The 18,188-nt window shown below is 37.6% G+C and carries 16 protein-coding genes; 6 read left to right on the forward strand and 10 right to left on the reverse strand.

The features are described 5' to 3' along the window. Positions 1-14 precede the first annotated feature (14 nt). The 3 genes from ccsA to ACSZOX_RS21610 all read right to left on the reverse strand — a co-directional run bounded on the left by ccsA (position 15) and on the right by ACSZOX_RS21610 (position 4,420). Positions 15-2,498: a cytochrome c biogenesis protein CcsA gene (ccsA, locus tag ACSZOX_RS21600; protein WP_437922293.1), complete on the reverse strand. Its 2,484-nt coding sequence runs from the start codon at positions 2,496-2,498 to the stop codon at positions 15-17. A gap of 100 nt (positions 2,499-2,598) precedes the next feature. Beyond that, a complete protein-coding gene (locus ACSZOX_RS21605) occupies positions 2,599-3,030 on the reverse strand; it encodes a cytochrome c maturation protein CcmE domain-containing protein (protein WP_437922294.1) in 432 nt (143 codons plus the stop codon). 151 nt (positions 3,031-3,181) lie between these two features. Next, the gene (locus ACSZOX_RS21610) at positions 3,182-4,420 is read right to left on the reverse strand and encodes a dicarboxylate/amino acid:cation symporter (RefSeq protein ID WP_437922295.1); all 1,239 of its coding nucleotides are present in this window, start codon (positions 4,418-4,420) and stop codon (positions 3,182-3,184) included. Positions 4,421-4,472: 52 nt separating this feature from the next. Between ACSZOX_RS21610 and mnmD the strand changes: the two genes are divergently transcribed. Then, positions 4,473-5,141 (forward strand): tRNA (5-methylaminomethyl-2-thiouridine)(34)-methyltransferase MnmD, encoded by a 669-nt coding sequence (gene mnmD, locus ACSZOX_RS21615; protein ID WP_437922296.1) that lies wholly within the window; start codon positions 4,473-4,475, stop codon positions 5,139-5,141. Positions 5,142-5,266: 125 nt separating this feature from the next. On the opposite strand, the gene ACSZOX_RS21620 is transcribed toward mnmD, so the two are convergent. The 3 genes from ACSZOX_RS21620 to ACSZOX_RS21630 are packed head-to-tail and all read right to left on the reverse strand — an operon-like array spanning position 5,267 to position 8,341. Beyond that, positions 5,267-5,767, reverse strand: coding sequence for an FKBP-type peptidyl-prolyl cis-trans isomerase (locus ACSZOX_RS21620; protein WP_437922297.1), 501 nt, complete (start codon positions 5,765-5,767; stop codon positions 5,267-5,269). A gap of 5 nt (positions 5,768-5,772) precedes the next feature. Next, positions 5,773-7,800: a thioredoxin domain-containing protein gene (locus ACSZOX_RS21625; RefSeq protein WP_437922298.1), complete on the reverse strand. Its 2,028-nt coding sequence runs from the start codon at positions 7,798-7,800 to the stop codon at positions 5,773-5,775. 37 nt (positions 7,801-7,837) lie between these two features. Then, complete coding sequence (locus ACSZOX_RS21630; protein WP_437922299.1) at positions 7,838-8,341, reverse strand: SixA phosphatase family protein; 504 nt, start codon at positions 8,339-8,341, stop codon at positions 7,838-7,840. A gap of 187 nt (positions 8,342-8,528) precedes the next feature. On the opposite strand from ACSZOX_RS21630, the gene ACSZOX_RS21635 reads away from it, so the two are divergent. Then, the gene (locus ACSZOX_RS21635) at positions 8,529-9,713 is read left to right on the forward strand and encodes a glycosyltransferase family 2 protein (protein WP_437922300.1); all 1,185 of its coding nucleotides are present in this window, start codon (positions 8,529-8,531) and stop codon (positions 9,711-9,713) included. A gap of 14 nt (positions 9,714-9,727) precedes the next feature. Then, positions 9,728-10,387, forward strand: coding sequence for a glycosyltransferase (locus ACSZOX_RS21640; protein ID WP_437922301.1), 660 nt, complete (start codon positions 9,728-9,730; stop codon positions 10,385-10,387). A 44-nt stretch (positions 10,388-10,431) separates the two neighbouring features. On the opposite strand, the gene ACSZOX_RS21645 is transcribed toward ACSZOX_RS21640, so the two are convergent. After that, positions 10,432-11,709: a glycosyltransferase gene (locus ACSZOX_RS21645; RefSeq protein ID WP_437922302.1), complete on the reverse strand. Its 1,278-nt coding sequence runs from the start codon at positions 11,707-11,709 to the stop codon at positions 10,432-10,434. A gap of 701 nt (positions 11,710-12,410) precedes the next feature. Here ACSZOX_RS21645 and ACSZOX_RS21650 point away from each other — a divergent pair. The 3 genes from ACSZOX_RS21650 to ACSZOX_RS21660 all read left to right on the forward strand — a co-directional run bounded on the left by ACSZOX_RS21650 (position 12,411) and on the right by ACSZOX_RS21660 (position 15,265). Next, the gene (locus tag ACSZOX_RS21650; protein ID WP_437922303.1) at positions 12,411-13,469 is read left to right on the forward strand and encodes a glycosyltransferase family 4 protein; all 1,059 of its coding nucleotides are present in this window, start codon (positions 12,411-12,413) and stop codon (positions 13,467-13,469) included. 7 nt (positions 13,470-13,476) lie between these two features. After that, entirely contained in the window at positions 13,477-14,496 is a 1,020-nt protein-coding gene (locus ACSZOX_RS21655) for a hypothetical protein (RefSeq protein WP_437922304.1), read from the forward strand. A gap of 97 nt (positions 14,497-14,593) precedes the next feature. After that, entirely contained in the window at positions 14,594-15,265 is a 672-nt protein-coding gene (locus ACSZOX_RS21660) for a glycosyltransferase family 32 protein (protein WP_437922305.1), read from the forward strand. Here the strand turns inward: ACSZOX_RS21660 and ACSZOX_RS21665 are convergent. The 3 genes from ACSZOX_RS21665 to ACSZOX_RS21675 form a co-directional block, all read right to left on the reverse strand. Continuing rightward, entirely contained in the window at positions 15,262-16,371 is a 1,110-nt protein-coding gene (locus ACSZOX_RS21665) for a glycosyltransferase family 4 protein (protein ID WP_437922306.1), read from the reverse strand. The genes ACSZOX_RS21660 and ACSZOX_RS21665 overlap by 4 nt on opposite strands. 103 nt (positions 16,372-16,474) lie before the next feature. Then, positions 16,475-17,491, reverse strand: a complete 1,017-nt coding sequence (locus ACSZOX_RS21670; RefSeq protein ID WP_437922307.1) for a glycosyltransferase family 9 protein — start codon at positions 17,489-17,491, stop codon at positions 16,475-16,477. A gap of 9 nt (positions 17,492-17,500) precedes the next feature. Continuing rightward, positions 17,501-18,106, reverse strand: coding sequence for a DUF4254 domain-containing protein (locus tag ACSZOX_RS21675; RefSeq protein WP_437922308.1), 606 nt, complete (start codon positions 18,104-18,106; stop codon positions 17,501-17,503). Positions 18,107-18,188 lie beyond the last annotated feature (82 nt).

Below are 18,188 nucleotides of genomic sequence, written 5' to 3' on the forward strand. Positions count from 1 at the left end.
TATTTCCGCGATAGCTACTGTGTGCTTTTTGACTGTTTGGACAATTTAGCATCTTTAACACGGCGATAAATCGCCATCAAGAAGCCTATGGTCATGATAATTGTGCCTGCCCAAAAAAAGTTAATGTAGGGAAACTTGATAGCTTTGAAAACGACCCATTTTTTTTCTGGAAGAGGCTTTTGGTACAGCATCAACTCTAGTTTATCTTCCTTCGGAAGAATATTGCTGAAACGGAAGCGCAAGCCCTGCTCGTTCACATCTTTATTGAAATCGTAGCTATGCCCATCTTTAATAAGGAAAACAGGTTCTACATGATATTCCTTATTGTCTGCTGCCACAACCTTGATTTTTAGACCCACGATGACATCGTCAGGTCCTTTAGGGATGTTGTTTAATTTCGCATCTTTATTAACTCCTTCGATAACATAAAAACCGTTGCGATAACGTAAGGTATCTCCTAGGCTGACTTGGTACGTAGCGGGTTCCTCATAATCTTCATAGCCCGTTTTTTCTTCTTCCGGTACATTTGCAGCTTTTGCTTGGGAATCAGATGCCGCCGCGGTGATCAACGTATAAACGTCGTGCGTAATATTGTGGTGAGTGCCTGGTGTTCCAATTAACCCGCCCATATCTGGGTTGTTTTGCGCGTATGGGGATAAAACAAAAGATTCTTTTACTTTACCACTTTCCTCATCTGTACGCTCGAATTTAATATGGTAATACACATTGGGGGAAGCGACGCTATCACCGATATAAGTGACGCGATAATTGCCCATTTGGACGGGTTCGCCTTCCGTCAGGAATAAGTTTTCACCTGGATCTGAAAATTTATCACCTTCCTTACCAAAATTTTGAACAGCGATGTACTTACTTTCATTAATCGATAAAACTTCGTTTGTTGCAGCCGCAATCAATGCGCCCAACAATAATAAAGCGAATCCTATATGTGCAACAGCGGACCCTGCTAACCTCCATTTTCCTTTAAATGCATCGCCTAAGATGCGCATATTTGCTAATAAACAGAAGACACAAGTAATCGTCAAGAGAATATACATGACATTGCTGTATACTTTTGTAAAGTAGATAATGATCGCTGATAATATAAGTGTGATGACGAGGGATGCTATGGTAGCTGCCCAGAATTTTTTGCTATCTGTTCTTTTGTATTTTAAGAATTGTGTAAAAGCTGTTAGTAGCATAACGACAACAGCAAAAGCACCTTGCCATTTGTTATAATGAGGAATAGGATCTAATGGAGGAGCTCCTTTTGTTCCGAATAATGCATTGAATACAGGAATTGATGTTGTCGCAATCATTTGTATACAGGCTACAGTAAGTACAAGCCCGCCAATGAACAACCAAAATTCTCTTGAATAGATATCTTCCTCTTGTTTCGTGGAAGGAATGTCCTTATTTCTCCAAATCAAGATGCTGATCATGATCACAAGAAAAGTAAGATTAAATGCGATCAATTGCCCAGACATCCCCAAACTTGTAAATGAGTGTACAGAGGTTTCGCCCAATACACCGCTACGGGTTAGGTAAGAAGCATAAATAACTAAAATGAAACTTATTAGCGCTAGAAATGTAGCGGTGAAGAAACCATGACCCGAGTTTTTGTAGGCAAGCATAACATGGACTGCCGCGATTAGCGTAAGCCAAGGGATAATCGACACGTTCTCTACGGGATCCCATGCCCAAAAGCCACCAAAGTTAAGCGCTTCATAGGCCCAAAAAGATCCCATGATAATTCCAGCACCTAGAATCATAACGGCAAATAAAGCCCAAGGCAAACCAGGGTTCATCCATTCCTTGTATCTTTTTGTCCATAGACCAGCCGCAGCATAGGAGAATGGGACGATCATAGATGCAAAACCTAGAAAGAGTGTCGGTGGATGTATGACCATCCAATAGTTTTGTAGGGTTGCATTTAAACCACTACCATCTGCAATCATCGAAAGATAATTTGGATCACTAAAGATGGGGGCCTGTAGTGCATCCCGAAGTAGAATGAATGGCGAACTGCCGATGCGTGAGCCGAAGAATTCAATCCCAATTAGCATGGAAGCTAAAAACGTCTGACTCAGCATGATGAATGTCATGACGGGTGATTCCCAACTTTTGGCTTTAAATAGCAATACCGTTCCTATGAGAACTTGCCAAAACATCCAAAGCCAAAAACTCCCTTCTTGTCCTTCCCAAAAGGAAGAAATGATATAGTGCGTTGGAAGTGATTTTGAGGAGTGAGCCCATGCATAATGGTACTCGAAGAGGTGATTATAGATGATATAGAAAAGTATAGAACCAATCGAAACTACCGAGATCAGATTGGTCCAAAATCCAATGCGAGCAAGTGTTTTCCATGATTTTACCTCAGGCTCCCGAGTTGAAAAAAAATAGCTTATAAAAGAAAAAAAAGCGGCTCCAAAAGAAAGAATAACAAAGAATTGTCCTATTTTTCCTGGTAAGAGATGTTCTCCAACGTAGTTAACGTCCATTATGCAAATTGAAAATTAAAAAACTAAAACTATAAAATTAGGAAGTCGTATTCCAAAGGTTTCCCAACATAAGGGAAAGTTCGACGAAGTAATCTTTTCCTTAAAAAGTAAACTCTTGTTGCGGATTCATCTGAAGATAAGCCGTTGTTTCAATTACTTCTACTTGATCTTTGTTATATTTTGATGGACATTTCATCAAAATTTTGCTAGCGTGAAAGACATTGCCGTTCATTTTTCCTGTAAGTACAATTTGCTCTGAGCGTTCTATATCTTGTGGTTTAGCACCATTAAATACAACTTGACACTCTGTACTGTCTTTATCGTACATGAAAAATGAAAAATGATTTGCATCCTTAACAGGATCGTAGTGTAAAACCTTTTCTTTGTTTAGTACCCCAACAACATATAATTCTGTATTCTTTTCCTTTGCTTCTGTGAAAGTCGAATAGGTACTCGAGTCGGTATAGATAACTAATATCATAGCTATGGCTACAGCGATGATTACAATTAAGATAATTGAGCTTTTCTTCATAATGCACTACCTCTAAATAATGTACAAAATTACGAAATGCTTTTACAAGGAAGGAATTTGGCAAATTTTGTATATTATTTAGAACTGTTCTATTTAATGTTTTTTTATATATGGGAGTATGTTTTGTTAAGTCCACGTTGATGCTTTGGCTTTATATGGATTTGCCGTCCTCAGGGGATAGAAATTTTGCTTTCGAAAATCGGGTAACAAGCATGGCTGCAACGGTGTCTCCGGTTGCATTTAAAATGGTCGCTAAGGGGTCGACTAACGTGCCAATGATCATAACAGCAGGAATCGCCTCAGCAGGAAGTCCATAGACTGAAATCATCAACATTTCGCCGATGTATCCGCCATTAGGAATGCCTCCTGCTACGATGGTGACGAGAACGGTTATTGCTACCGCTGTTAAAACTGTTTCCCATGTAAAAAAGTTCCAACCTAATAAAGAAAACGCGACATAAATTTTGAGTATAGAAGAGATGGCGGAGCCGTTTTTATACAGGGTATTTCCTAGTGGAATGACGACATTTGCTATCGCTGGCGGAATACCGATTCGTTTTGCTGCAATAAAATTTGCAGGCATAGTCGCCAGGCTGCTGCATGTGCTTAGCGCCGTTAAGGAAGGGAGTATATTGTTTTTCCAAAAGAGGGGGATGCCGCTTTTTCCCTTAGCAATGAAAGCATATATGCTAAAGGCAATTAAGAAAAAAAGAAAGCCAAACAAATAATAAAGAGCCATGGGTTTGGCATAGAATCCAAATAGCTGCGGGCCTAATGTCTTCACCTGATAAGCAAAGTAAGCTCCTAAACCAATTGGAGCAATCTTCATGATGTTTAATAGGAGTTGTTTCATCACTTCATTTGCCGCATCTATAAACTCGATGAATTTTTGCGTATGAACTTTTCGTTGTCGTGCGGATATACCTACCAGAAAGGAGAATATCACAAAAGCGAGTATATGCTGTCTTGATAGCAGATTTCCAAACTCACTAACGGTTAGAAAACTAACAATACGATCGCCCCAACTTGTGTTTTCATCGGTTAGCGGATTGGTTAAATTTACTGTGGTGTCTATTCCGGAATTGATAGGGAAGAGATAAAGTATAGCTACGGTGGCTAATGATGCTATGACGATAGTCGTAAGAAATACCACGCCCATAATTCCGACGATACGACTCAACTGATGTTCATTTTCTATATTGACGATGGAGGATGTTATGGCAAAAAAAAGTAGGGGGATAATAGCAACAAATAGAAGATTGAGGAAAATATCTCCGAGTGGTTTTATATAGTCAACAACAGATGGTATCCATATTCCGATCATACTACCTAAGATGATTCCGATTAGTAGGAGTATAATGTTGCCGTAATTCTGCAGTATATTATTCATCCGTACTAAAATAGTGGTTTTTTGTCTTAGTTTTGTGCTAAAACAAACAGTTATGGAATTTGTAATTACCGCAGATGGTTCTACAACCTTGTATCATCCAGAAGTGGGAGAACATTATCATTCTAAACATGGAGCATTGCAGGAAAGCCAGCATGTATTTTTGAACGCTGGACTATCTTTCTTTTTAGAAAAAGAGCATACGGAGCATGCTTCAATTTTGGAAGTTGGGTTTGGTACAGGATTGAATTTTCTTCTAACCGCAGATTATGCATTTCATACGAAGATCAATCTAGATTATTGCGGTATTGAAGCTTTTCCACTTCCGGAATCTATTATTTTCAATACCGGTTATGACAAGTTTGTAGATCCAGCACTATGGTTACATTTTCAAGAGAATTATACAAAAGCATTAAAAGAACCGGTATCAATTGAAGAGCATATTCAGCTCACTATCGCTCATCATAAAGTTTTGGAATTTCATACCGATCAAGTTTTTGATGTCCTTTACTTTGATGCCTTTGCTGCTGTACACCAACCAGAGATGTGGACAGATGAGACATTGGCGCATGTTTGTTCTTTCTTGCGAAAAGGAGGAGTTTTCGTAACGTATGCGATAACTGGTAATTTAAAGCGATCGATGAAAGCGCTTGGTTTTTCGATTGAAAAAGTTCCAGGAGCCCCAGGGAAAAGGGAAATGTTGAGAGCTGTAAAATGCGTTTAAAAAAGGTGTCTAAAATGTTGTATTTCTGATTTTTAATATTGGTGTCGTTAAAAATAATGACCCCAGTTTAAATGCAGAATAGAACGTTGAATAAACTTCTTTTAGACACCTTTTTTACTTATTTTTTAGTGACCTGATTCACCATCGATACCGTGTGAATGGCCGTGAGCAAGTTCTTCTTCTGTAGCAGTGCGTACATTCAAAACTTCGATTTCAAAGCTTAATGTCTTGCCAGCCATAGGGTGATTAAGATCTGCAACAACAGCTTCCGGTGTTACTTCGATTACCACTGCACGGAATTGATTTCCTTGGTTATCTTGTAGAGGAAGCACTTCACCTACCGGAGGAAGTCCAGTTTCGTTGAACATATCAGCAGGAAGTTGCGCAACTGCACGTTCGTCTTTTTCTCCATAAGCATCCAAAGGAGCTAATGTGAAAGAAGTTTTGTCGCCCTCTGTTAAGCCTGCGATGTTTTCCTCAAATTTAGGAAGCATCATGCCTACACCGTATAGAAAGGTTAAAGGGTTTTCGGTTGTTGTTTCTTCCACAAATGATTTTTCGCCGTTTTCTTCAATGGTGTGGAGTTTGTAATTCAACGTGACTACGTTGTTGTTTTCTATTGCCATTTTACTTAATTTATGGAGGACGAGTCCTCGTTATCATTGAGTAGTTGTACTAAGTCAGTTATTGACTGTTGAGGTAAACTACAGGTTTTATTTCGACAAAGGTATGCTTTTGATTCGATACCTTCCTTATCCTTTAACAAAGGTAATGTACTTTTTGTTCCTCCTAAGGTGATTTTGTTGGGGATGTAATATTTGTCTAGTTCCTTTCGCCATTTGATGTGCTGCTGTCCTGTAATAGCAATTTCGTTGTTTCCATAAATATGCTCCAATAATTGTATAGCCCAGTTCGAGTAAGCGGAGCCGTATTGTTGGATATGAGGAAATACATTGGCGAAAAGCTGATCGGCGATGGCCATATAATCTTCCTGGTTAAGCATCTCCCCAAGCCGGTAAAGATTGCGCACCATCGTGGACGAGGAAGAAGGGATTACATTATCCATAATCTCGCTTTTTCGTGCAATCAATGTTTGATCTTTATCGCTGGTATAATAGAACGTTTTGTTTTCATCGTCGTAAAAGTATGTTATTGCCTGCTTGGTTAATACATCAGCATGTTTTAGGTAACTTTCTTCAAACGTTGCTTCGTATAAAGCTATAAAGGCTTCTATTGTAAAAGCATAATCGTCTAAGAAACCTGGAATCTGCCTGTTTTTGTCTTCAGGCTGATGTAAGAGGTTGCCAGCAGAATAACATTGCTCTGTTATAAATTGCGCTACACGACGTGCCGTATTCAAATAGTTTTCTACGTCAAAAGTGCGGTATGCATCAATTAGTCCTTTGAGCATCAGTGCATTCCATGTTGTTAATTGTTTATGGTCTAGTCCCGGGCGGATACGGGTTTCTCTATAGGTGAGCAGTTTATCCTTTATCTCCCGTAAATAGTTTTCCCATTGCGCTACGCTGAACCCGCTTTCTTGAATGAATTGTTGACTATCCATATCGCAATGTAGAACATTTGTATGCTCTTCCTGCCAATTGCCTTCTGGAGTACAGTTGAAATACGCGATAAAGAGCGAGGCATCTTCGCCGAGTATTTTTTCTAATTCTTCCTGCTGAAATGTGTAAAATTTACCTTCCACTCCTTCGCTATCGGCATCAAGAGCGGAAAAAAAACCGCCATTTTCTGCTAACATTTCTCGTTGGGCCCAGTGTATTGTTTCTTCGACCACTCGTTTATAAAGAGGCGTAGGTTTTTGTTGATAGGCCTCGCTATATAAGGAAATAAGTTGTCCGTTGTCATAGAGCATTTTTTCGAAGTGTGGTACATGCCATTTACCGTCTACGGCGTAGCGGGCAAATCCTCCACCTACATGATCGTATATCCCCCCGTTAGCAAGCTTTTCTAACGTGAAATGTACATGATTGAGTAGTGATGTATCTTTACTTAATACCGCATAACGTAATAGGAAAAGCCAGTTGTTAGGTAGCGGGAATTTTGGAGCCCGTTTGTAGCCACCATCTGTGCTGTCGAATTGTACTTTCCACGGATCAACTACTGCTGATAAATCGGCCGTTGTGTATTGTTTAGGGATAGGTGCAATAGGAAGGTTTTCTGCCTTGTGAATGCCTTTTGTTAAGCGTTCCGCATAATCTATAGCGACTTCCGGTGTTTCTTCCCACATTTTTGCAATTTGTAAGAGTACCTGTTGCCAGTCGTGTGGCTTGAAATACGTTCCTCCATAAATAGGACGGCCGTCTGGAAGGCAGATGCAGTTTAGAGGCCAACCTCCAGCATTTGTCATGAGTTGGACAGCAATCATATAAATTTGGTCGATGTCTGGTCGCTCTTCACGATCGATCTTTATGGAAACATAAAAATTATTCATCGTTTGGGCGATCGCTTCGTTTTCGAAACTTTCTCTTTCCATGACATGGCACCAATGGCAAGCGGAATAACCTATACTTACGATAATGAGCTTATTTTCATTTTTCGCTTTTTCTAATGCTTCATCCCCCCAGGGCATCCAGTTTACGGGATTGGAAGCATGTTGTTTTAAATAAGGTGAATTTTCGTTTAGTAGTTTATTTGACATGGGCTGAAAAATGCTATTGTTGATATGTCTTACGTGTTTAAGATGCCGTAAATATTTTTTTTAGTGTTGCTGTGTTTGCTGACAAAGTCGAATAATCAATGCCAGGTTCCAATTGGAGGAAAGCAGCGTGAGAAGTTTTTAAATTGACATACGTGTCAGCTATGTAATCGATAAAGTCTGATAGACCAGGATTATGTCCAAACACGAGAACTTGTTGGTATTGTGATGGGATATCGTTTAATGCTTTTAAGATCATGAGGTAATGCGCTTCGTAGATACTTGGTTCCCAAAGAATAGCTTCTTGTGGATAGGCCAATATATCGCAGAAAATACGTGCGGTTTGTGCAGCGCGATTGGCAGTGGATGATATGATCAATGTTTTAGTTTGAGCAGGAGCATCTATTTGCTTCTTTAAATCCTGTGCAATTTGTGTCGCCCGTAATACTCCCCGGTCGATAAGATCTCTGTCAAAATCCTTTTTTGAAAAGGAATATTCCTCGGCTTTGGCATGTCGAATGATATAGAGTGATTTCGTTTCCATTCTTAAAGATACAGAAAGTAATTTTTTTGTGTACAATTTGAAGGGTAAAAGAGTGCTGTTAATACATTACAGTTAACGAAGGGTAAATATTTTGTTGATTGTATCGGTGTATAAAGTAAGTTCGTTTTAAAAGATAAACAAGAAGATTATTGTATGTAAATTGCAATACTTTATTAAGGAATCGTCAATGCCAGAAATAACAATGAACTTATCCCTGATCGTAGGACTTCGGAATAATTTGGAGTATACCAAATCATTTTACCTGAATGTAAGGCAGCTTTATCCCTCTCTCGAGATTGTTTTTGTGAGTTACGGTAGTACAGATGGTACACATGAATGGTTAGCGTCTTTAGCTGATGATTTTGTGCGTCATTTTTATTCTGTAGAGTCGAAAACCTTATCCGACACTTACAATAAAGGAGTAGAGATAGCTACAGGAAACTTGATTGCTTATCTCCATAATGACATGGTGCTTTCTGAAGGCTTTGCAGAAGAGCTGATCGCTGCTTGGGAGGAGAATACTGTTCTTTTTTACACCGTTGTAGAGCCCCCAATCTTTGCAGAGGATAAGCATCAATGGAAAGTGGTTAAAGATTTTGGAGATGATCTTGCAAGCTTTAGAGCCGATGATTTTGCTGTTTTTGCGAGGACACGTTTAGGTGATGATAACCTTTTGACTTTTGAGACGAAAGATCCTTGCTTTTTCTTATGTGCGGATCGTGCGTGGTTATTAGAGCTCGGAGGGTTAGATCCTCTTTTTTCTCCGATGTTCTGTGAAGATAGTGATTTATTACTCCGGTTTAAACTGGACAATATTAGACACAAGCAGGTTCCCAAGGCTATTGCTTATCATTTTGTCAGTAAAACTTCGCGGTTTTCGGAGGAATATGCTCAAAAAACACGTTTGATTGAAGAACATTCGGTAGCGAATTTTTTTAGAAAATGGAGGTTTGGCCCTTCTTCTGCATTAACGCATAGATACGATATTGCGGCTATTGTTGATCATTTAAACGTAGATCGTTTGATCGATTTAGAACCTTATGTGGGGGTTATTTATACAGATGCAAATGTGGAGGCTTATATAGAGAAATATCAAGGTAAAACCAGTATCGATTTGCGTAGTAGGTTTAAACCTATAGATGAATCCGCTAATGATCATGGGATAACGCTGCTTATTGATATGGAGAAGTTGAGAGATAAGGACTTTGTGACATTAAGGGATTTTCCTGTACGATTGCAGAATAAGCTTTCTAAAAAAAGAAATTTTTTTAAGCGTCTATTTTTCAATAGCCGGAAGTTTCGTATTGGGAGGATAAAAGTTCTTATCACGCACTTAGCGCATTCAGAAAACGAGTTAATAAAGAGAAGATAGTAGGAGATCGTATTATGGGAATATTTTCATTTTTAAAAAAAACAAAACCTACGATTAGTTTTGGTATTACGGTATGCAATGAATACAATGAACTCAAAAAATTGCTAACACATCTTCTTAAGCATATAAGCGATAGGGATGAGGTTATTATCCTTCAGGATATTACGAATGAAGAAGATTCAGTCACAGCACTGATTACGGCCTATGGCGATCGTGTTAAACATATAAAGGCGAAATTAAATGGTGATTTCGCAACCTTTAAAAACAAGCTCATCAATGAATCTACCGGTGACTACCTTTTTCAGATTGATGCAGATGAAATTCCTTCTCTCACGCTGCTGGATAATCTGATTCCATTCTTGCAAAAAAACAGAAAAGTAGATTGTTTTTGTGTTCCTCGGATTAATATCGTCAATGGGATTACAGCCGCATATTTGGTCAAGTGGAATTGGACGCAGAATAAAGATGGATATATTAACTTTCCTGATTTTCAAATGAGGATAATCAAGTTGAAACAACGGGAGATTTATTGGTCTAATAAAGTTCATGAGATATTGGTTGGTTATAAAAAGGTGATGCATCTACCTCATGAAGATTATACTTACTGCCTGTATCATGAAAAGGATCTCGAAAAACAAGAACTTCAAAATCATTTTTATGACCAGATAACGTGATTAATAGTTCTACCTAGCAGAACTCGTTCTGCTAGGTAGAACTATTAATCTTCCCAGATGTATTTTTTCGTTTTTCCAAATAACTTGTTTTTTAGATTTTTGAAAGACAGCTTCCATTGTACCGCTTTGATTTTCTTTAATGCATCTACTTTTTTAGTAAGCAAAATGTTGTCGAGTTTTAATTCCAGCGTGATATCTTCTTGATCCTTAGTCGATAGGCAGTTTGAATAAATATAATCCAAACGTTCTTTAATCTTTAATCCTATTGTTTTGGGAGCCAAAGATACACTGATTTCTTCTTTGGCTATTTGACCAATTCTCTCTCGTTCATCCGGATTTTTTGCTAAAAAAGTCATGATTTTGCTCACCCAATCAATGTCTACATCAGCCCAGAAATTTTCCAATTCAGGGTATAGGTATTGATCGCCTGTCGGTATTAGTTTGAACGGGGCTAAATAACTGTTCCGCTCATTCATAAATTCCACATTAGCCGAATAGCCGGTTGCTATTACGGGTTTTCCTAATGCCATTGCTTCGGCCATTGTCAAACCAAAGCCTTCGGATCGGTGTAAAGATATATAGACATCACAGCTGTTCATGAGTTCGTATAGTTTTTGCTGGGGTAATATGTCCTCAATAAGAATGATGTTTTTACGGCTTTTGATTCGGTTTTTTAATTTTTCCTTCTCGTCCTCATAATCAATTCCCAATGATGTTTTGATCACTAGAAGAGGCGATTGATCGTCATCATCGAAAGAATTTTCATAAGCTTCTATTACAGCATACGGATTTTTACGCTGCAATCTGCTATGGTAATCAAACATAGTAAGAAAAATTAACCTATCTTGAGGTAGATTAAAAGATGCTCTATTGACTTGAGTTTCGGGGATCGCGATTGAGTGCATAAATCTTAATACAGGTTTATTCGATACCTGGGAAATAGAATTTAAACAGAAATTACTGGGAACCCATATTTCGTCTAGCATATCGATATATTGCTGGAAACTTGTCGGAAATTTCTCCAATTCCCAGGCCCAAAATCCAATATTATATTTTCCTAGGAAATACGATCTGCCGTTATCATTAATCAATCTGTCAAAATTGTCAACATTGATTTGAATAAGATTTACAGGATAGGGATTGTCAGATGTGATATGCAGTTTGGTTACTTCATCATTTAAAATATCGGGAGAGATTTCTCCTTTAAAATCATTTAAAACAAAAGGTATATTAGCCGCTTTAATTGATCTTACATTACTCCTTACGCCTTCGCCTAACCCGAATTGTTTATTTATGTAGCCTAAAATATTAATACCGTTCATTATTGTAATGGATCCTGTTCCTGATTTAATGTAAAATATCGCTCAACAATTGAAAATACCTCATGAGGTAGCTGTTGTTGCTTGATATGTTGTTAGTAGATGTAATAGAAGATTTGCGTACAAAGGTAGTAAAATGACTTTTTATAGCGTGTTTTTTTTGATGTCAATTACCAGATTTGTGTTACACGTTTTTATTGCATTAGATTCTCTTAACTTTATCATTTTAGCAATTAAATTAATAAGGTGAACCGAATTTTATATACTTTTCGAAGAGTAGTCTGCTTTTCATATTCACCTCTTTGAATGTAGTACGCCTAACCTTTTGCTTCTTCTAACACGTATACTTTCTGTAAGACAAATTACATAACAAGTGTAGCGAGCAACTTCTTTCATTTAATAACGGTTAAATTGAAGAAAAAGCTACATCGTTTTTTAAATTTTTGAATCGTTGAATATGGGCTTCGATCTGGCTTGTTTTAATGAAGTTGTATCATCTATGGTTGATACTTTTTCGAATCTTGTATTAAAATGCGTGTTAATGTAGCGGAATTGTATCTAATCTCGTTCCAAAGGAAAAGCAATGCACTGTTGAGGGATCTGTGAAGTCACAGTTAAAGGTATTGTATAATAATCGTTACAATATATAGTCGATTATTTTGGTATGTGTGTTTAGTTTACTATTATTGGTTTATTTTTTGTCGATGAGTCTAATATATTTTGATGCAGAAAGAATAAAATACAAAAATGTTGGTCTTTTCCATTTCTGCAAAAATCTTGGAAATTCACTTATAAAGGAAAGTTTACAAGACCTGAGTATCAACTTTACCCTGTATGTGCCTGTTGACGGGAGAATATTTGATAATAATCCCAGCTATGCATTCGTTAAAGGTTATCATAAATTCTTTCATCTTTTTCGTAAGAAGCCAAAAGTATGGCATGCAACACAGCAGTTAACACAATATATGCCTAGTGCAAAAGGGATAAAGAAAATATTGACGGTACATGATTTAAATTTTCTGCGTGAGAAGAGTGAGCTAAAACAAGAGAAGTATTTACGACGTTTATCGGCTAATGTAGAGAAGTCTGATGTGGTGGTCTGTATTTCGGAATTTGTGAAAAAAGAATTGGCTTCGTATTGTAATTTGGATGGTAAAGAAGTCCAAGTTATCTATAATGGGAATACGGTCTCAGATACGATTAAGCCAGAAAAAATAGAGATTTCGAATTTTGATGACAAAAAAAGATTGATTTACACGGTAGGCGCTATTCTGCCGAAGAAAAATTTTCACAGTCTACTCTATTTGCTGGTTAATAATGATGCAAATTTGGTCATTAGTGGTGAGATCTTTGATAAATCGTACCATGCGGAGATCATAGCGCTTGCTAAGAAATTAAATGTGGAGCATCGTGTGTTTTTTACCGGGCCCGTCAGCGAAGCTCAAAAGTATTACTTTCTACAGACCTGTAATCTTTTCTGTTTTCCTTCGTTGACGGAGGGCTTTGGCTTACCTGTTGTGGAAGCAATGCATTTTGGAGCTAATATCTTATTATCTCCATATACCAGCTTACCAGAGATAGGAGGTGATGTCGTTCGTTATTTCGATAGTTTTGATACGGAGTATTTAATACAACTTGGAGCAGAAAGTTCCCTTTTTGAAATTGATGATAAACAAAGAGAGCAAGTGCAATTTAGATCAAAAAAATTTAGTTGGGATAAAGCTGCGCAATCATATTGGGCAATATATAAAAAGTTAGTTTAGCAGTTAGATGGATAATTTTGGAATAGGGAAAACAATTCTGTTAGGGATGCCTGATTGGTTTTTGTATGATAAATTGAAAAAGGAATTGGAGATTTTAGGCTTTGAAGTGATAGGAATACCTTTTACGGAGAAATTTAAATACAAAAATTTCAATGATAGAGCCTATAATTTTATTAGGAAAGTATTCTTAAGGGATAAGAAATATAAAGCTTATCTTAAATATCGAGATACGGGCCGGGCGATAACAACTAAACTGAATCGACTTACAAAGCGGGTTGACTATGCCCTTTTGCTGCGTGCAGATTATTATCCGAAAGAGATTGTCGAACTTATAAAGCAAAAAGCAAATAGCTTGATTGGTTATCAGTGGGATGGTTTAAATCGATTTCCTAGCATCGACGATTTAATTCCCCTCTTTGATCGTTTTTTTGTTTTTGATCCCAACGACCTGAGTCGTCCAAATGCATTGCCTGCTACGAATTTTTATTTTGAAGGAGATTATGATAGGGTTACGCAAAATATTGATGTGTATTACCTCGCTAATTTTGTTAGATCTCGCATTAAAAAAATTCAATCTCTCAGCGCTTATCTTCGAGAAATTAATGCGAGGAGTGTGATAAAGATCATTTCAAACAAAAAGAAAATTGTTGAAAAGAATAGTCATTACGACTTTGAAATCCTCTCTGATTACATCCCATACGAGGAAAATCTGTCACTAGTAAGTCGAGCTAAGATATTAGTGGATATACTTCACGGTGTACATTATGGTCTTTCATTTCGGGTTTTTGAAGCGATAGGCGATGATAAAAAGCTAATTACCGATAACAAGGAAATTGTTAAATATGACTTTTACAATCCAAAAAATATTTTTGTTATTCAAGATGAGGAATATGTAGGGCTGGAAGAATTTATTAATTCGCCGTATTGTCCACTGGAGGAAAAGTTGAAGAGTAAATATAGCTTCCATAATTGGTTGCGGTATGTTTTAGATATTCAACCCTATCAGTCAATTCAATTACCGAAATAGCTGACTAAAAGTAACGTCGAAAATATTTTGCAGGAATTACTTATTCGGTAAATAAGTAAAGTTCTATATTTGTAGTGAATATTTGTATCTATCTTTTGTGGCAATACCTAAAGTAATTTATCAGACTTTTAAAACATCGAAAATACCGTTGGTAACCCGGTTTTATATTTGGCGTTTTATGCGTAAAAATCCGGGATATCAGCATGAATTTTATGACGATGTACGTATAGACGATTTTATTCGCAGCTCATTTCCTCTTGAAGTTTACCAAGCTTATAGTAGATTACAGATTGGTGCAGCAAAAGCTGATTTCTTTCGATACGCTATTTTGTATATAAAGGGAGGTATTTATCTTGATTTAGACAGCGATATCTTAAAAAATTTAGATCAATATATTTTTGATAATGATAAGGCGGTAATTACAAAAGAGAAGAACCATCCTGAGTATTATGCGCAATGGGCACTTGTTTTTGAGCAAGGGCATCCATTTTTAAAGCGGACGATAGACTATATCGTCGCTAATATTCAGAAAAATGCTTTTCCAAATGACGTTCATGCCATGACTGGTCCATCAGCCTATACTAAAGCTATTGAAGATGAAATCAGGCTTAATCCATCTGTGGCATATCGCGTGGTAGCCGACGACTATAAAGATATGATGAAATTTAAATATAGATTGGGAAAGATCCTTATCTATGGAGATCGTTCACAACATTGGAAAAAGCTGCAGAAAGTCGTACCTGTCGTCAAGCCTAATACAGACCTTTAAAAGATTTTTTTATAGCAGTCTATCCATTGTTTCGCTAAAATATCATCGTTGAATTGTTGCACAAATTCAAGTCCTTTCTCAATCATCTCTTCTTGCATAGTGCTCGACGTTAACACGGAGTTGATACCATGTTTGATCTCTTCTATACGCTTTGGATTTACAAAGTAGGAGAAAGGACCGGCTGCTTCTGGAAACACACCGGAATCGGTTGTGATTACGGGCGTACCAGCGTATAATGCTTCAATTATTGGAATACCAAATCCTTCATAAGTTGATGGGTATACAAACGCTTTTGATAGTTTGTAAATACAGGCCAGATCTTCCATACCCTGCACTTTCCGAAACAACACTTTATGTTGCAAATTTTTGGATTGTATGTATTTCTTTATTTCTAGCGCGTACTCGGTTTCTTTGCCTATGATGACTAAAGGAATGTCAAGATCTTCTATGGCTTTTACGATTTGAAATGCATTCTTACGCGGTTCGATGGATCCCACATTTAAGATAAAATCTGTTGGAAGGTTATAGCGTGCTTGGATTTCGTCGAGCTGTGCTTTCGTTTTATGCGTTTTAAAAGCAGGATGGCAACCTTGATAAATGACATCTATTTGCTCTTCATGTAGACCAAAATAGTGGATCAGATCTGATTTGGTCTGCTTGCTTATGGCAACGATTTTATCAGCGTGGTGAACAGCATAGCTGAATTTCTTTTTGTAGATATAACGATCGAGGGGTTTATAAAGTTGGGGATATCGAAGAAAGATTAAGTCATGCATACTTACGATAGACTTTATTCCCGAGGACTTCATCTTCAACGGTATTTCTCCTGACAAACCGTGATAGATATCAATCTCATCACGTTGTAGATCATCAACAATAGTTCGGCTACGCCAAAAAGAAGGCAGCATTCTATTGATGATGCCATGTTGAGGATATCTTACAGTGACGTTGTTCAGTACTGGCGGATTAGTTGGTTTTTTTGGCGTATAGAGAACGTAATCGTTATCAGGACTATATTCGTGTAGTATGCGGACGAGGTCTCTGCTGTAGTTACCTAAGCCGGATCGGTTATTAAAGTATCTTTTTGCATCGTATCCTATTCGCATAGAGAGTAAAAATTGTCTAAAGATAAACTTGTCAGTTCAATTAAAAAATCAAATTTAACAAGAGTTAGTTAAAAATTATAAAGAAGATAATGGCCGATTTTAATCAGATTTTTTTCAGTCTTTCTATTACCATTTGAGGAGAGATCAAGTCTATTGCTTCGACACCATCACATAAACAGGATTTATTCCCGTATACAGAGCTAGGTCTATTGGGATGATCTACTTGTATACAATCGTTTAGCGATTGTCCGTAACCTAAAAATCCGGCATAAGGGTGGGTTGCTCCCCATATGGATAAGCATCGAGTGCCCACTAAAGAAGCCATATGCATGCCTGATGAATCCATACTTATCATTACATCTAAATGGCTTATGAGGTCGAGTTCTGTTTTGACATTCATAACGCCTATGGTATTCTTGACATGAGGATATTGAGACTTCCATTGATCGGCTATTTCTTGCTCCTGTTTTCCGCCCCCGAATATGAAAAACTCATGCGTTGAAGCTGGAAATTCATTAAATACTGTTTCCCAATTCGCCGTTTTCCAAACTTTATAGGGGTGTTGTGCAAAAGGAGCTATGCCTATCTTTACTTTTTCTGTCTCTAATACAGCTTGGAAAGCAACGGGTACAGGTCTTTCGCTATGTTTTAATTGATGATGGAGTTTTAGGGGTAAATCAAGTGCGCGGAAAACGTCTGCATAACGTTCCACTGTGGCACGTAACGGCGTAAACACTTTCCCTTTTTTTCGTACGAGATCTTTTTTTTGATGTCGGCCTTTGTCTAATGTCGCTAACCTATAACCTGCAGTTTTAAAAAATAAGGTGAGTATCCTTGAACGTATATTATTATGGAGATCCGCTACATAGTCAATATCGTAATTTTTTAACTCGTTAAATAAGCGCCATAGTCCCTTAGGTCCCTTGTGTTGGTCTTCTGGAAAAATAGGATGAAACTTTAGTTGAGGGATATTCTCAAAAAAAGGAGCAAAATGTGGCCTGCTAACCATGACCAGTTCAAGATTTTTATGCTGCGCTTTCAGCTCACGAAGTACGGAAGCTACCATGGCAACATCTCCCATTGCCGAAAAGCGTGTGACCAGCACTCGGATCTTTTTCATGCGTTGTACCTACTTTTGTTGTCCGTAAAGAACGGGATTTAATGCAGGATCGTTGTACATTTTCATCTGTTTGTACACCTTCATTATTTTATTTCCGGCCAGTATATCAGCGATAAGTTCATCGATACTTTGTGAAAGATCTATTCGTTGCTCGAGTAAAATGTCCAGCTTCGATTGACAAGCGTCGATATGTGTTTTCGCGGCGTCTGTACGTAGGGTCTCTTGTTGCATATGATAAATTTTCAGTGCTAAGATAGAGAGACGGTCAATTGCCCAAGCTGGACTTTCTGTATTAATACGAGCGTCGGCGTTCGGCTTACTTTGTGCAAATAACTGCAAATAGTAGCTATCGATATATTCCACGGTATCGGTACGGTATTGATTTGATTCATCAATACGACGCTTCCAATGAAGACCTTCTGCTGGTGCAATTTCAGGATTTCTGACAACGTCTTCCATATGCCATTGTACGGTATCTATCCAACATTTGAGGTATAACAAATGTTCTATGGAACTTTTGTCATAAGGGTTATTGATAGGATGGTCAATGTTATCATACTGATGATAATCATCAATAGCTTGCTTGAATATCTTGTTGGCAACTGCACTAATCATAAGCGCAAAGATAGTAAATAATTTATTTCCACGAACCTAATCCGTATTGAACTAAATGTTCCTAGAAGAGATGTTTTTTTAT

It is taken from the genome of Sphingobacterium sp. LRF_L2 (genome assembly GCF_965644235.1).
Taxonomy (GTDB): Bacteria; Bacteroidota; Bacteroidia; order Sphingobacteriales; family Sphingobacteriaceae; genus Sphingobacterium.

Bases quoted from the DNA above. Each gene is read 5' to 3' on its own strand.
- ACSZOX_RS21625 (WP_437922298.1), bottom strand. From the start codon at position 7,800: ATGTCAAATAAACTACTAAACGAAAATTCACCTTATTTAAAACAACAT.
- ACSZOX_RS21655 (WP_437922304.1), top strand. From the start codon at position 13,477: ATGGATAATTTTGGAATAGGGAAAACAATTCTGTTAGGGATGCCTGAT.
- ACSZOX_RS21675 (WP_437922308.1), bottom strand. From the start codon at position 18,106: ATGATTAGTGCAGTTGCCAACAAGATATTCAAGCAAGCTATTGATGAT.
- mnmD (WP_437922296.1), top strand. From the start codon at position 4,473: ATGGAATTTGTAATTACCGCAGATGGTTCTACAACCTTGTATCATCCA.
- ccsA (WP_437922293.1), bottom strand. From the start codon at position 2,498: ATGGACGTTAACTACGTTGGAGAACATCTCTTACCAGGAAAAATAGGA.
- ACSZOX_RS21635 (WP_437922300.1), top strand. From the start codon at position 8,529: ATGCCAGAAATAACAATGAACTTATCCCTGATCGTAGGACTTCGGAAT.
- ACSZOX_RS21620 (WP_437922297.1), bottom strand. From the start codon at position 5,767: ATGGCAATAGAAAACAACAACGTAGTCACGTTGAATTACAAACTCCAC.
- ACSZOX_RS21670 (WP_437922307.1), bottom strand. From the start codon at position 17,491: ATGAAAAAGATCCGAGTGCTGGTCACACGCTTTTCGGCAATGGGAGAT.
- ACSZOX_RS21640 (WP_437922301.1), top strand. From the start codon at position 9,728: ATGGGAATATTTTCATTTTTAAAAAAAACAAAACCTACGATTAGTTTT.
- ACSZOX_RS21630 (WP_437922299.1), bottom strand. From the start codon at position 8,341: ATGGAAACGAAATCACTCTATATCATTCGACATGCCAAAGCCGAGGAA.
- ACSZOX_RS21645 (WP_437922302.1), bottom strand. From the start codon at position 11,709: ATGAACGGTATTAATATTTTAGGCTACATAAATAAACAATTCGGGTTA.
- ACSZOX_RS21650 (WP_437922303.1), top strand. From the start codon at position 12,411: ATGAGTCTAATATATTTTGATGCAGAAAGAATAAAATACAAAAATGTT.
- ACSZOX_RS21605 (WP_437922294.1), bottom strand. From the start codon at position 3,030: ATGAAGAAAAGCTCAATTATCTTAATTGTAATCATCGCTGTAGCCATA.
- ACSZOX_RS21665 (WP_437922306.1), bottom strand. From the start codon at position 16,371: ATGCGAATAGGATACGATGCAAAAAGATACTTTAATAACCGATCCGGC.
- ACSZOX_RS21610 (WP_437922295.1), bottom strand. From the start codon at position 4,420: ATGAATAATATACTGCAGAATTACGGCAACATTATACTCCTACTAATC.